This window comes from Limibacter armeniacum, assembly GCF_036880985.1.
Classification (GTDB): Bacteria; Bacteroidota; Bacteroidia; order Cytophagales; family Flammeovirgaceae; genus Limibacter; species Limibacter armeniacum.
On the sequence record NZ_JBAJNO010000006.1, the window covers coordinates 177,966 to 192,287 of the forward strand.

Below are 14,322 nucleotides of genomic sequence, written 5' to 3' on the forward strand. Positions count from 1 at the left end.
TTTTTCCAAATCTAAATACCGAAAACCATGATCGATACTTTGTATAAAACAGTAATGCCAGACGCTGTAAAGAAATGGGAACTGGCAGGATTGGTAACTGACTTTCCAGAAGATGGGGGCGAATGTTTCCGTTTTGGGGAATTGCAGATTGCTGTATTCAATTTTACCTCTAGGGGTGAGTGGTATGCTTGTCAGAATGTATGTCCACACAAACTTCAGGCTGCATTGTCTCGTGGCATGATAGGCTCAGCAGGTGAAGAACCAAAAGTAGCCTGTCCTTTTCACAAGAAAACATTTTCCCTCAAAACGGGACAAAACCTGAATGGTGATGAGAAGCCGATTGCGGTTTATCCGGTTAAAGTTGAGGAAGGGAAAGTCTACGTAGGATTACCTTCTTAGTCTTGGGTTTTGCTCTAATGGGAGGGTAGATTTGCAATTTTCTTATGCAGAGTATTACTGAATACGTATATTTACTAATAAAAATTGAAGGTAAGGAATAATTGAAAGCGTGAACGAACAGCAGACTTATATCACACGGTTATATACCAATCTCAAGGCGTTGCAATTCAAAGGACTGGGGCGATTGTATATTGTAGCGATATCCATCATTGTGATTGTTATGCTAGCTACGCAGGCGCTTATTCAGAACTTTATCAATGATCAGCAGCAGGATGCTACCGTTATCAATATTGCCGGACGGCAAAGAATGCTGAGCCAGAAAATTACGAAAGTGACTTTGCAGCTGTATCATCCCACAGCATTTAGGCAGGAAAGTCAATTGTTGACAGAATTAAGAGAAGCAAGGGACTTATGGGTAGTCTCACATCAGGAACTTTCAGGCTCAGCATATTTTTCAGACGGAACGGTCAATAGCCATGCAACCAACCAGCTATATCAGAAACTTGAACCATACTATAACAAGTTACTGATTGCAACAGATCAGGTAATTAACAATAGAAAAGCCGATCGGCAGGAAAAGTGGCTCAAGACCATATTGGAGTATGAAGGAGATTATCTGGAACTGATGGATGATATCGTCTTTCAGTACAACAGGGAAGCGGCCAATAAGGTTGACTTACTGAAAGAGACAGAGTTTTTGCTCCTGCTGATCTCTTTGAGTGTAGTTGCTTTTGAACTGTTTTTTATCTTCAGACCTACTGCAAGACAGGTAATAGAAACGGTGCAGGAGCTGGAAAGCTCAAGGCGACAGACAAAAGCCTTGCTCAAAGAAACAGAAGGACTTTACCAGTCTTTGGGATTGGCCTATCAGGCACTTTCTGACAAGGAAGAAAAAGAACCACCATCGCACCAGTTGCTGATCAAAGCTGATACGCTGGGGAACACCTTTGTGGTGACAGACTTTTTCACGGAGTTGATGCAGAACCCATCGGGAAGTTATTCAGTCAAAAATATCAAGGAATGGTTAGTCAGTGAGGGATACCAGCAAGACTTCGTGGATCAGCTGTGGAGCATAATTCAGGACAAAGGAGTCTGGTCAGGAGAAGTGCGGGTTACTTCTTACGATGGGGATTTTATTTGGCTTGACTTGAATATGGTAAAGGTCAATCACAATGGAAGAAACTATATACTGGTACTTGGCGCAGACCTAACAGACCAAAAGGAAGCAGAAGAGGTATCTAAGGAAATCAATCAGGAAAAGATTGAACGGGAAATAAGGGATCAGCAGATTCGTTCGGCACTGATTATGGAAGGTCAGGAAGAAGAGCGGAAACGCATCTCCAAGGATATTCATGATGGTGTCGGGCAGCTTCTTACAGGTTTGAAATTCAAATTGGAATCTGTCAACCTCAAACATGAGAAACATGCATCCAATCAATTAAAGGAAATTCGGGAATTGGTACAGGGCATTATCTCGGAGTCCAGAAGAATCTCATTCAACTTGGCGCCTTCGTCACTAAGCGATTATGGCATTGTATCGGTATTGGGGAAATTCGCAAAAGAGACCAACAGGCTTTCCGAGTATGAAGTGCAGTTTGTCAATGTTTCAGGTTTCTTGAGCCGATTGGATCCAAAAGTAGAAGTCAATGTTTACCGCATTGTACAGGAAGCGGTCAATAATGCATTGAAGTATGCGGAGGGAGAGAAGATACTGATTGAGTTAAAGCATGATCCAAAATTCTTGACGATAACAGTCACTGATAACGGAAAGGGGTTTGACCTGAGAGGAATGGAGGAAGACAAGAAGGGATTGGGATTGCTGAATATGGAAGAGCGAACCAATTTTATCAATGGCAACTTCGAAATCAGTTCAGAAATAGGAGAGGGAACAACCGTGATGTTGAAAGTGCCTTTAGGCTAATGCTCTTAATTAGCAATTTGATCAAAGAACCAAAACACACACATAGAATCAGATAATCAATCGCAATGGAAAAAATCAATGTTTTACTGGTAGATGACCATGTCATTGTTCGGAATGGTATAAAGATGCTACTTGGACAGGAAACGGATATCAAGGTAGTTGATGAAGCTTCTGACGGGCAGGAATCTATTGAAAAATACAAGCAACTGAGTCCCGATGTAGTCGTGATGGATATCCGTATGCCTAGAATGAATGGTATTGAGGCAACAGCTGAGCTGCTTAAAGTAGACCCTGCTGTCAAAATCCTAATCCTTTCTATGCACGATGATGAGGAGTATATCTTGGACGCAATCCATAAGGGAGCTATGGGGTATGTGTTGAAAGATGCTGGCAATGATGAGTTTCTGAGGGCAATCCATACAGTGGATAAAGGAGAGAAATATTTCAGTGGAGCGGTATCCAATGTGCTGGTCAATCAGTATTTAAGTCAACAAGGGATGACAATGGGAGCAGGAAGTGTTCCAGTGTCAAAAGCCAAGGATGAGAAAGTATATGACCTGACCAAGCGGGAAAAGGAAATTCTACGCTTTGTCATGGAAGGGTTGAGCAGTAAGGAGATTGCAGAAAAGATTGGAAAGTCGGTTCGGACTGTTGAGACACACCGCTTCAATATCATGAAGAAACTGGAAGTGAAATCGGCTGTAGAACTGGTGAAAAAAGTGAATGAGAACACTTCTTTGACAAATGCACTGGCGGCTGAATAAAGTGAAATTTCCATTTTATTGGGTACTTAGATTAAAAAAACCAAATACGTAAGTAATATTACTTACGTATTTGGTTTTTATTTTATATATTCATGCGTATAAATCAGGAGGAAACCGATTGTATACCATGAATAAAACTATTTCGAAACACCTGTCTACCTGTTCCTATTGTGGAGTAGGTTGCGGCATTGAAGTAACAAAAGATGCCAAAGGAGCTATTGCTGTCAAGGGAGATGAACAGTATCCTGTCAATAAGGGTATGCTCTGCTCTAAGGGGATGAACCTCAACTACGTAGTTCAGAATACAGATGACAGGATTCTTTATCCCCAAATGAGGTGGAGTAAGAGTCACCCTTTGGAGAGGGTTGACTGGGACACTGCCTTGACGAGGGCTTCGGCCGTGTTTCGTTCCCTTATTCAGCAATACGGACCTGATTCGGTAGGGATGTACGTTTCAGGTCAGTGTCTGACAGAGGAATATTACATTGCCAACAAGCTGACCAAAGGCTTTTTCGGTACCAATAATATCGATACCAACTCCCGTTTGTGCATGAGTTCAGCTGTTGTGGGATACAAGAAAACCATTGGTGATGATACCGTACCTATCTGCTATGATGATATTGAATTGGCAGACTGTTTCCTCATTACAGGTGCTAACCCTGCGTGGTGCCACCCAATCCTATTCAGAAGAATTGAAAAACATAAGGAACTCAATCCTGATGTGAAGATCATTGTGGTTGACCCCCGAAAAACACAAACTTGTTCTTCTGCTGACCTTCATCTGCAGATCAATCCTGGAACAGATACGATGCTGCATCACGCCATTGGTAGGGCTTTGATTGAGAGTGGCAATATTGACCTTGCATTTATTGAAAACCACCTGAACGGCTTTGAGGCTTACAAGGAGAAAGTGCTTAGCCTAACGATGGAAAGCTATGCTCAGGCATGTGGACTATCAGTGGAGGATATACTTTCTGCCGCAAGCATGATTGGTGATGCCAAGGGTTTCTTGAGTATGTGGACAATGGGACTGAATCAAAGTGCCAAAGGAACAGACAAGAACCTTTCCTTGATCGCTCTGAACCTGATTACAGGACATATCGGAAAGCCTGGCGCTGGACCATTTTCCCTGACAGGTCAACCCAATGCAATGGGCGGTAGAGAAGTGGGTGGTATGGCAAACCTGTTGGCTGCACACCGTGACTTGCTCAACCCAGAACACCGACAGGAGGTAGCAGACTTTTGGGGAGTAGATCAGATTTCACCCAAGCCGGGTTATACCGCAACAGAGATGTTTGAGGCATTGGATAGAGGAGATATGAAGGCTGTATGGATTGTCTGTACCAATCCGATGGTCAGTTTACCAGATTCCAATCTGGTAGAAAGGGCGCTTAAAAAAGCTCGATTTGTGATTGTACAGGACATTTCTTACAAGTCAGATACGGTAGCTCTAGCGGATTTGGTGTTGCCAGCAGCCGGATGGCTTGAGAAAGAGGGAACGATGACCAACTCTGAACGTCGTATCAGTTACCTACCTAAAGTGTTGAATGCTCCCGGAGAAGCATTGCCAGACTTGGATATTTTCCTTCGGTTTGCCCAAAAAATGGGCTATCATGGCTTTGATTTTAAAGATACAGAGGCGGTTTTCTTAGAGCATGTTAAGCTTACAGAAGGAACCAATATTGAGATCTCAGGACTGGATTATCAGACTTTAAAAGAAAAGCGTTCGGTACAGTGGCCATATACAAATGGTAAGCAGCAGGAAAGGTTATTTACAGATAAGCGTTTCTATACACCTGACGGGAAAGCCAATATTTTTCCTGCCGCTGCAACCAATGAACTGGAAAAGTTGACACCTGATTTTCCATTGGTACTAACGACCGGACGTATACGAGACCAATGGCATACCATGACTCGGACAGGGAAAGTCAACAGACTCAATACCCATATTGATAAACCTTTCCTTGAGATTCATCCTTCAGATGCTGAAGTCAGGAACATCAAGGATGGGGATGTGGTAGAGATCAGTAGCAAAAGAGGAACGGTAAGGGTACATGCCCAGTTGACAGACAAGATCAAGGAAGGAGTGGTTTTTTTACCGATGCATTGGGGTAAAATACTGCAACATGATCTGGCAAGAACCAATAACCTTACAGACAGACTTCTGGATCCCATATCGAAAGAGCCTGATTTCAAGTATTCAGCTGTTGAGGTTGTTCGCTACAAGAAGCAACCTCAGCGTGTAATTGTGATAGGGGCTGGCGCAGCAGCTCACCGTTTCCTGATGACGTACCGGTCACTTAATCAGGAGGATGAAATCCTTGTTTTCTCTAAAGAAGAAATTCCTTTTTATGACAGGGTATTGTTACCGGAGTATGTCAATGAAACTTTGACATTTGAGGAATTGCTCAAGTTTAGGAAAGGGGAGTTTGAAGCGCTTAATGCCTCCATTTATGTGAGTACGACTATTGAGCGCATAGAAAGAAGCATGAAATTGGTTACTGATGACAGGGGACAGACCTATGCCTACGACAAACTGGTGATTGCTACAGGAAGTCGGGCGTTTTTACCTCCTGATACACCTATTCATTTACCATGTGTATTCACCATGCGAAGTAAGGCACATGCGGATGCACTGAAGAAATATATCAATGGAAAAGGACATGTCGTGATTGTTGGAGGAGGTCTGTTGGGATTGGAGTTGGCTTCAGCATTGAGGGAAATGGAAGTAGAGGTTTCTATCATCCAGTTGGCTTCCAGACTGATGGAACGGCAACTGGATACCATGGCAAGTAACCTGCTAAGGGAACATGTGGAAGACTTGGGCATACAGGTTTATACCAATGATCAGGTACAGGAAGTAGCCTATGACAATATTTCCAAAACAGCGACAGCGCACCTGAAAAGTGGTAAGTCATTGACTTGTGATGCCGTGGTTTATGCCATTGGTACAAGACCCAATGTAGAAATAGGAAAAGAGGCAGGGTTGACGACAGGCAGAGGACTGGTGGTAAATCCTTACTTGCAAACCTCTGATCCGAATATATTTGCTGTAGGTGAAGTAGCGGAGTTTGAACAGAAGCTGAATGGAACGACGGCTGCTGCCGAAGAGATGGCAGATATTATGGCACGTTTTATTGCAGGAGATCGTCTGAGCCTGTACAGTGGAACTGTTCCGATGAACATCCTTAAATTCTCTACATTTGACTTGTGTTCATTAGGGATAACTGAAATACCAGCCAAGGCTATAGGCTATGATGAGGTCATCTTACTGGATAAGTCCAAGCGATATTACAAGAAATGTATTATCTATAAAGACAGGTTGGTAGGGGCCGTTTTGATGGGAGACAAGGCGGAATTTGCTGAGTTTAAGAAACTGATTGGTGGTAGAACAGAGCTGGCAGAGAAAAGGGAACAACTGCTGCGGGCATTTGGAGAGCAGCAACCTGTAAAAGGGGAATTGGTGTGTAGCTGTGGAAATGTAGGGAAAGGCAATATTGAAGAAGCCATCCAAGGAGGGTGTACCGACTATAAGAAGTTGTGTGAGCAAACGGGTGCAGGACTGGGTTGTGGAAGTTGTAAGCCCGAAGTGAAGGATATATTGGATGCCTTTATGGTGGCAATACAACCATAATTTTTTGATGAAAAAGCAAAAATGACAGCTAAATATGGGCAATCAAATTCAAAAAAGAGACCTGATTAGGGTATTTGTAAAAGGAGGAATCATCTCTCCAGGTGACTTGCTTAAGATCGTACTGACAGCAGAAGAGTTGGGAGCAAGTCATGTACATTTCGGCTCCCGTCAGGATATCCTATTTCCGGTTGCAGAGAAGAAAAGGGATACACTGGAAACCACATTCCGTTCCATTCAAACCCAATATGACAGTGAGGAAGAAGGCTTTCAGAATGTCGTTAGCTCCTATACGGCACTGGATGTGATGGCATCTACCTCGTGGCTGGCACCCCATATGTACCATTATATTCTGGATACTTTTGAATACCAACCCTCTATCAAAATCAATATTGTTGACCCTGCTCAGTCAATGGTACCCCTTTTTACAGGGCAGGTAAACTTTGTGGCATCTGAAAATGAAAATTACTGGTATTGCTATATCAGGAGGTCAGATCAGGACAATGGATTGTGGAAATGCCCAAAGCTGATTTACAGTTATGACTTGGTCAAGTTGGCGCATTATATTGAGCAACAGCAATTATTGGATTGCGCTGACAACTGGGACATTCTTTGGGAAAAAATTGAGGCAACAGTTCAGTTAAATACGATTCGTATTACACATGATTTGAAAATGCCTTCTGATCCTTTTCCTTATTATGAAGGGATGAACAGGATGAATGATGGAAAATATTGGTTGGGGCTTTACTGGCGTAACAATCGCTACGATATCTCATTTCTGAAAGTCATGTGCCTGCTATGTCAGGAAACCAAAATTGGGAAAATTAGCCTTACACCTTGGAAGTCATTCCTGATCAAAGGTATTGACCGAAGTGAACGTATCACATGGGAAAAACTGCTTGGTAAATTTGGGTTGAATGTTCGTCACTCATCTCTGGAGCTGAACTGGCATTTGCCCGTCTTGAATGAGGATGCCTTGTCGCTGAAAAACTTCCTTGTTAGGGCATTGGACAAGCAAGATATCAGTACATATGGGTTGACTTTTACTGTGAAGTCAGGTCCTCAAATTCTCTTTACAACAGTGGTGATCGAGCGAAACGAGCAGGATGAAAACTGGATGAATGATACTTACAATATCCTGTATGCAAAGGACTTTAACCCTAATAATGCAGAGTACTTGTACTACGCCAAGGATGTAAGGAAAGAGATACTTCCCGCCTTGATGATTGAGGTAAGCCGTATGTACTATGAGCAGATGGATACCAGTGGTGCCATTTTTAATAAGGACAATGCTGATGAGAAAAAGGTAAAACTCATTTACCAATGTCCTAACTGCCTGACGGTATATGATGAGCAGTTTGGTGATCCAGAGCAGCAAGTCAAGAAAGGAACGCTATTTATGATGTTGCCTGATGACTATTCCTGTAGTGTATGTGGTAGTCCTAAGAGTACTTTTATAGAGAGGGCAGGAGAAAATTGAAATTAAAAACATGAGTCACAACCGAAATACGATTCAGAATGACTCATGTTTTTTATTTTGCAGACTACCCTTTCAAAAATGCTTTCACTGCATTACTCCATGCATCTTGGTATTGAATGAGGTAATTCTCATGTCCGGCAAGTGGGAATGTAACCAATTCTTTATTGCCCTTGAGGTTTGAATAGATAGCATCGATCTCCGGTCTGCTCACCTTTACATCCTTTTCACCATACATCAGCAGAGTCGGACAGTTGATACTGTTGGCGTATTCTACAGGGTTATGTCCAAATGCCCAAAAGCCATTCTGAACGCCACCCCAAAACATCAAAAAGCTTGCAAGAGGTACTTCAGGGATTTTTACAGTTCTGAACCTTGCACACACTGTCTCATACATTGTTCCGAATGGGCATTCTATCATAATACCTTTAGGAGCAATATCGTAGTCATGGATCGCTTTCATAATAGCAACTGCGCCCATGGAAGTCCCAAAAAGATAGATGTCCTCTTCACCTTGCAGCTGAAGATAGTCCATACATGATTTCACCTGAAAGGCTTCCTTGTAACCGATGGTAGTTTGGTTGCCCTCAGAGCCTCCCGAACCCATAAAATCTACAAGGAAGACACTGTACCCTTGGTTCAGGAAGATGGTAGCTTTATCAAGCATCTGTGATTTGCTTCCTCCAAACCCATGAAAAATGGCCACTGTACCTTTAGGGTTTTCAGCCTTGATTAGCCAGCATTCCAAATCCTTGTTGCTGGAAATGATCACTTCTTCAAAAGGTTGGGTGGGTAATACATCACTTACAGGTCTTGGGTTGTCAAAACCAATAAAGATGGTTTTAAGTTTTTCAGCAAAGGTCAATCCTTTAAATGAGGTAACCTGTTTGGCATCACTGCTAGCATAGTGGGTAAACTTATACGATTGTGCGATTGCCAGAATATTGATAAGGACAAATAATCCAATCAGAGAGTAAAAGATTTTTTTGAAGTTCATTTTTTAGTCAGTCACGATTTATTTTTAGCCTGAGACAGGCATTGAAAAAGTAAATTTTTAAAAAGTCGATATAAATAATAAGTCTGGCAATTTAGTGATTTAGATCTAACCTTATATTATCAAAATGGGTATTGGGTGATAAAATCAACTGAAACCTGACCAGATAGGTAGTGATAATTTTTTGTGAATATAATCAGGCGTTTGAGAATTGTGTAGACAAATTTTAGGAATGCACTTTTGAGTTGTGAAGCTAGATGGCATGATTAGTGAAGTATGGGAAGTGATGGTATTTTTAGTTTAACAGCAAGCCAAGTATGAGAAAGTTTTTATTTGCTAACTTTTTTTGGGTAATCGCCTGTACTTCAGTGTTTTCACAAAATGAAGATACGTCTACAGAAAAAGAGCGTGTGATTGAAGAAAAAGAATTTTCAGATGAAACTGCTAATCAGGTAGATAGGAAACAAAAGTCTTTGGACTATTGCAAACAGCATGGTATTCCTACAGCTGATCATCTAAAGAAGATAAAAGAAGAAGATCAAGTAGTACTTAGAACGAAAGAGGAAATAGTGAATAGAGCTTTGGCTTTATGTTATATTGGACTTAAGAGTGAAGGTATAGAAGACTCTTATTTGACCACATTCGAAAGTAAATATAACCTCTTGCCGTATCTGACACCTGTGGAGACGACGTTTGTGGAGAGTGAAAGCCCAAGCGTGCAGCAGGTCGAGAATGCCAACTGGCGATATGAGAGCCTACATTTATTACTCTGGACATTAGGTTATATCGATACACTTTCTTTCCCTGAAGAAAAGAGCGATGTATCTGCTAACGTAAAGATTGTTTTTGAAAAGACGAGAGAGGAGCTTATTCAACAAGCAAAGTTGAGAACAAAAGAAGAAATTCTGGATCAGGCTGATCTTTATTACCGAGTTCATTGGGCATGTGTGGATGCTGGAGTGAAAAATCAACCAGTGCCAGCCAATCTGAATGCCAATGTGGTTTATGAAAGACATTATAGCCTTAATTGGTTGATCAGATATATGGAACTTGATTGGGATAACGATTTGACGGATATCTAAAAATATGTTGATCTTAAATAATTAAAAGCAGTTTCTTAACTAGAAACTGCTTTTTTTATTTGAAAATTAAATAGCTTGTGATTAGCTACATTATTTTTATAAAATCTTAATCTCTCAGTAAGATGGAAGATCAAAAGAACATAATTGAAAGGTATATACAAGCTTATAATAAGTTTGATATAAATGGAATGATACAGTTCTTGCATACCGATATTGAGTTTGAAAATATATCGGGAGGGGAAACCGATACAGCAACAAAAGGAATAGCAGCTTTTAAGGAATTGGCAGAGGCTTCAAAGCAATATTTTGTTGAGAGACATCAATCTGTTACATCATGGAAGTTTGAAGAGGATAAGGTGACAGTTCAAATAGATTATCACGGAATATTGGCAATGGACCTGCCTAGCGGTGCAAAAAAGGGGGATGCGATCACAATGATAGGTCAGTCTGTATTTACCTTTAAGGATGGATTGATTGTGAAAATTCAAGACATAAGCTAAAAAACACACGCACATAACACAAAAGGGAACATAAGACTCTCTTTTTGATGTATTCCCTCTAAAAACCAAAATAATAATACTATCAGTAGGCTATTTGGTTTTATTTTGTGTTAAAATAATTTAATTTAACGCCGGAATAATTATACCTATCAAGTTGTTGGCTACCGGTAATATTTTGGTTGGTCATTTACTTGCTTAACTTCTTTTTTCAGGGTGGGGAAAGATTGAAGTTCCATATCAAATGGTACTGATGGGGCAGCACGCTGAAATACTTTCAACTAATCATGTTTATTTTTAATCTTATACACTCCATGTATAAGGGCATTTTGATATGAGGGATATGTCTTGGCGATTAGGTTTGGTGCATATATTCGGCTTTTTGTGTCTTTTTAGTTTTGCACAAGCTGAATCGGGAATTGAGCAGCTCGATGAAATTTTGTCTAAAAAAGAATTTTACGAGCAGCAAAAACTGGAAAGAATTAAAAAACTTAAGAGACAACTTTCTGTCAATCAAGGAGCGTCATTAAGAGCAAAATTTGACCTGAACAACAAGCTGTATCAGGAGTATAAAAGCTTTGTTTTTGATTCAGCTTTCCAGTACAGCAATAGGCTGATTGATATCAGTTACCAATTAAATGATGAGTCACTTATTGGTTACGCAAAAATAAACCTCGGTTTTACCCTACTTTCTTCAGGGATGTTTAAGGAAGCCTTTGATACCTTAAACTCTGTGCAGGTAAATGCACTTCCCGATACGACCAAGATCGATTATTATGCCTTGATGGCTCGTATGCTCTACGATATTTCTGATTACAATCAGGACCAGCATTACTCACCTGAGTATATCAAAAAGGCAGATGTATATGTTGATTTTGCGACCAATCTGGCTGACCCTGACTCTTATCATTATCTATACCTTACTGGACTTAGAGACCTGAGAGAGGGGCGTACCGATGATGCTATTCGGATACTGAACAGGTTATTGGAATCGAATCCAAATTTGGGTGGACAGAAATTTGCAATTACGGCTGCTACCTTGAGTTTCCTTTACCTAAAAATGGATGATACAGCAAAGGCGATAGCACTTTTGGAACAGGCATCCGTTTCAGATATCAAGCATGCAATTAAGGAAACATCTGCGATGACGAGTTTGGCTCAGCTGCTTTACAAGACAGGTGATATAGAGAAAGCATACGAGTATATCAATGAGTCAATGGAGGATGCCAAATACTACGGGGCAAAGCAACGTATGAGTGAGGTGGGTAAGATATTTCCTGTTATTTCTTCCTCAAAATTGAACAGTGAAGAGGCACGTAGTAGGGATTTGCTGCATTTTTCAATCATTGTAGGTGTACTGACTTTGATTATTTTGTGCTTTGCGATCATTACGGTTTTTCAAAAGAGAAGGATCAGCCAAAGAGAAGTAACGATCAAGGAAAACAATAGCATGCTGAGAAAAACCAATGAGCAGCTTTTTGAGGCAAATACCATCAAGGATGAGTACTTGGGCTTTTATCTGGAGTTGCCATTTCAGTATTTGGGTAAGCTTGACCACATCAAGGATTCAATCGAAACCAAACTGACAGGTCCACAGTATAAGGAGATTCGCTATATTCTCAGCAAGGTTGATCAGGTGAAAGAAAAGCAGAAACTGTTGCAGAACTTCGATAAGTCATTTATTAAAATCTTCCCGAATTTCATTGAGCAATTTAACCAACTGTTTGATGAAGACCACCAGTTTGTACCTCATAAGGATGAAATACTTTGTACTGAAATCAGACTCTTTGCTTTGATCCGAATCGGGATAAAGGACAGTGACAGGTTAGCCAATATATTGGGTTACTCGGTAAACACGATATATGCCTACAAGAATAGAATCAAGAACCAATCCTATATTCCCAACAATGAATTTGAGGCACATGTAATGGAGATAAATGCCAATTGATGCAGTAATCAAAAGAAGTTTTTTGCCTAAAAATCCGTTTTAGTGTCCTTGCTGAAACGGATTTTTTTATGCTGGTAATCATCAGATAGTGAGTGAAATATGACTTTTAATATTCCACTCCTTTCTGTTCTTCCAAAATATATTTACGCATTTTTATTTGTAAATTATATAGATCGGTCTATATATTTATGGAAAATTATAACAATCGGTCTACATAAAACCCTAAAACAATGAGAGAAATAGCTCGTGACGTATACCAAATCAGTTTGTTCCCCAGACATGGCATAAACGCCTACCTAATAGGAGATGTATTGATTGATTCTGGATCAAGGCAATCGTTTCCTAAAATTGTAAAAGCACTGAAAAACAAGAAGCTATCCGCACATGCACTGACACATGCCCATCCTGATCATCAGGGGTCGAGCAAAGAGGTATGTGAGGTTTACAATGTGCCACTTTGGTGTGGAGGTAAGGATGCAGAGGCAATGGAAACAGGGGATTATACCGACATGATACCGAAGAACAATATCAGCAGTTTTGTGGACAAGCAATTTAGAGGCCCGGCACATCCGGTAGATAAGCAATTGCAAGAAGGCGATGAGGTAGCAGGTTTTACCGTGCTTGATGTACCGGGACATTCCCCAGGTCATGTGGCGTATTGGCGGGAAAAGGATGGCGTTTTGATTTTGGGAGATGTGCTTCGAAATATGAACTATGCGACTACCTTATCAAAGCTTGCAGAGCCTCCTAAGGTATTTACGCCTGATCCGGAGCAAAACCGAAAATCTATTTTGAAAATTGCTGAGCTCAAACCCAAACTCATTACTTTTGGGCATGGTGCGCCTCTCACCGACATGGACAAATTATACAAATTGGTAGACAGCATTTCCTAATGCTGCCATTAGAGGTTTTGTAAAGGATAAACCATATCACGAAAAGCATTGTAAGTGAAAAGGATTCGAAAAATTCACATTACAAAATCGTGATTAACATAAATGCGTGATGGTAAAAAAGCAATCCAAGCAGGCTTTATTGCAGGCTACTGTAGATTTGATAAGTGAAAAGGGATATTTTGGAACAGGTTTAAATGAAGTTTTAAGTTTAAGCAATGCCCCCAAAGGCTCTTTGTATTATTATTTTCCAAATGGCAAAAATCAGCTTATGGTGGAAGCCATTACCTTGGCAGGAGAACAAGTATCGGAAGTTCTTAGGCAAACGTTTATTCCTGAAAATGATTTAAAAACAGCCTTTGAACAGGTATTTCATTTTTTTGTGCAACAGCTGGAAGCTTCCAACTTTAAAAAATCCTGTCCGGTGGCAACCGTCGCTTCTGAAAGTGCGGCACTTGACGAGGAAGTACGAGTAGCCTGCAAACAGGTTTATACGGCTTGGAATCAACTTATTAAGGCATTCTTGTTACAAAAAGGTATACCTGAGGAAACAGCACAAAAACAGGCTCAGTTTGCCCTCAACCTGATTGAGGGGAACCTGTTGATGAGTCGGGTTTTTCAAAATACGGAACATCTAAAGCTGGGACTTGTAACTTTATTGGAAACTATAAAATAATGGCTGGAGTATTTTGGCTTATTCAATACACTGTGATGGAAAT

General features: G+C 40.7%; 11 protein-coding genes. 10 read left to right on the forward strand and 1 reads right to left on the reverse strand.

What is annotated here, in order from left to right; genetic code table 11:
• Positions 1–27 precede the first annotated feature (27 nt).
• The 5 genes from nirD (at position 28) to V6R21_RS05470 (ending at position 8,195) form a co-directional block, all read left to right on the forward strand.
• Positions 28–399, forward strand: coding sequence for a nitrite reductase small subunit NirD (nirD, locus tag V6R21_RS05450; RefSeq protein WP_334241605.1), 372 nt, complete (start codon positions 28–30; stop codon positions 397–399).
• A gap of 109 nt (positions 400–508) precedes the next feature.
• A complete protein-coding gene (locus tag V6R21_RS05455) occupies positions 509–2,320 on the forward strand; it encodes a sensor histidine kinase (protein ID WP_334241608.1) in 1,812 nt (603 codons plus the stop codon).
• Positions 2,321–2,385: 65 nt separating this feature from the next.
• Complete coding sequence (locus tag V6R21_RS05460; protein WP_334241609.1) at positions 2,386–3,084, forward strand: response regulator transcription factor; 699 nt, start codon at positions 2,386–2,388, stop codon at positions 3,082–3,084.
• 127 nt (positions 3,085–3,211) lie between these two features.
• Positions 3,212–6,718: a molybdopterin-dependent oxidoreductase gene (locus V6R21_RS05465; protein WP_334241612.1), complete on the forward strand. Its 3,507-nt coding sequence runs from the start codon at positions 3,212–3,214 to the stop codon at positions 6,716–6,718.
• A 34-nt stretch (positions 6,719–6,752) separates the two neighbouring features.
• Positions 6,753–8,195, forward strand: coding sequence for a rubredoxin domain-containing protein (locus V6R21_RS05470; protein ID WP_334241379.1), 1,443 nt, complete (start codon positions 6,753–6,755; stop codon positions 8,193–8,195).
• Between the two features lie 64 nt (positions 8,196–8,259).
• Here V6R21_RS05470 and V6R21_RS05475 read toward each other — a convergent pair whose 3' ends face one another.
• Positions 8,260–9,189 carry an alpha/beta hydrolase gene (locus tag V6R21_RS05475; RefSeq protein ID WP_334241381.1) on the reverse strand — a complete coding sequence of 310 codons (930 nt, stop codon included), beginning with the start codon at positions 9,187–9,189 and terminating at the stop codon, positions 8,260–8,262.
• Between the two features lie 314 nt (positions 9,190–9,503).
• On the opposite strand from V6R21_RS05475, the gene V6R21_RS05480 reads away from it, so the two are divergent.
• The 5 genes from V6R21_RS05480 to V6R21_RS05500 all read left to right on the forward strand — a co-directional run bounded on the left by V6R21_RS05480 (position 9,504) and on the right by V6R21_RS05500 (position 14,279).
• Positions 9,504–10,268, forward strand: coding sequence for a DUF4272 domain-containing protein (locus V6R21_RS05480; protein ID WP_334241384.1), 765 nt, complete (start codon positions 9,504–9,506; stop codon positions 10,266–10,268).
• A gap of 122 nt (positions 10,269–10,390) precedes the next feature.
• On the forward strand, positions 10,391–10,768 hold the full coding sequence (locus tag V6R21_RS05485; RefSeq protein WP_334241386.1) for a nuclear transport factor 2 family protein: 378 nt from the start codon (positions 10,391–10,393) through the stop codon (positions 10,766–10,768).
• Positions 10,769–11,108: 340 nt separating this feature from the next.
• On the forward strand, positions 11,109–12,713 hold the full coding sequence (locus V6R21_RS05490; RefSeq protein WP_334241387.1) for a DUF6377 domain-containing protein: 1,605 nt from the start codon (positions 11,109–11,111) through the stop codon (positions 12,711–12,713).
• Between the two features lie 230 nt (positions 12,714–12,943).
• Positions 12,944–13,606 carry an MBL fold metallo-hydrolase gene (locus tag V6R21_RS05495; RefSeq protein WP_334241389.1) on the forward strand — a complete coding sequence of 221 codons (663 nt, stop codon included), beginning with the start codon at positions 12,944–12,946 and terminating at the stop codon, positions 13,604–13,606.
• 109 nt (positions 13,607–13,715) lie between these two features.
• Positions 13,716–14,279 (forward strand): TetR/AcrR family transcriptional regulator, encoded by a 564-nt coding sequence (locus tag V6R21_RS05500; protein ID WP_334241392.1) that lies wholly within the window; start codon positions 13,716–13,718, stop codon positions 14,277–14,279.
• Positions 14,280–14,322: the final 43 nt, after the last annotated feature.

Excerpts from the sequence above, each read along its gene's own strand:
- nirD (WP_334241605.1), top strand. The coding sequence starts at position 28 with ATGATCGATACTTTGTATAAAACAGTAATGCCAGACGCTGTAAAGAAA.
- V6R21_RS05460 (WP_334241609.1), top strand. The coding sequence starts at position 2,386 with ATGGAAAAAATCAATGTTTTACTGGTAGATGACCATGTCATTGTTCGG.
- V6R21_RS05465 (WP_334241612.1), top strand. The coding sequence starts at position 3,212 with ATGAATAAAACTATTTCGAAACACCTGTCTACCTGTTCCTATTGTGGA.
- V6R21_RS05470 (WP_334241379.1), top strand. The coding sequence starts at position 6,753 with ATGGGCAATCAAATTCAAAAAAGAGACCTGATTAGGGTATTTGTAAAA.
- V6R21_RS05475 (WP_334241381.1), bottom strand. The coding sequence starts at position 9,189 with ATGAACTTCAAAAAAATCTTTTACTCTCTGATTGGATTATTTGTCCTT.
- V6R21_RS05480 (WP_334241384.1), top strand. The coding sequence starts at position 9,504 with ATGAGAAAGTTTTTATTTGCTAACTTTTTTTGGGTAATCGCCTGTACT.
- V6R21_RS05485 (WP_334241386.1), top strand. The coding sequence starts at position 10,391 with ATGGAAGATCAAAAGAACATAATTGAAAGGTATATACAAGCTTATAAT.
- V6R21_RS05490 (WP_334241387.1), top strand. The coding sequence starts at position 11,109 with ATGTCTTGGCGATTAGGTTTGGTGCATATATTCGGCTTTTTGTGTCTT.
- V6R21_RS05495 (WP_334241389.1), top strand. The coding sequence starts at position 12,944 with ATGAGAGAAATAGCTCGTGACGTATACCAAATCAGTTTGTTCCCCAGA.
- V6R21_RS05500 (WP_334241392.1), top strand. The coding sequence starts at position 13,716 with ATGGTAAAAAAGCAATCCAAGCAGGCTTTATTGCAGGCTACTGTAGAT.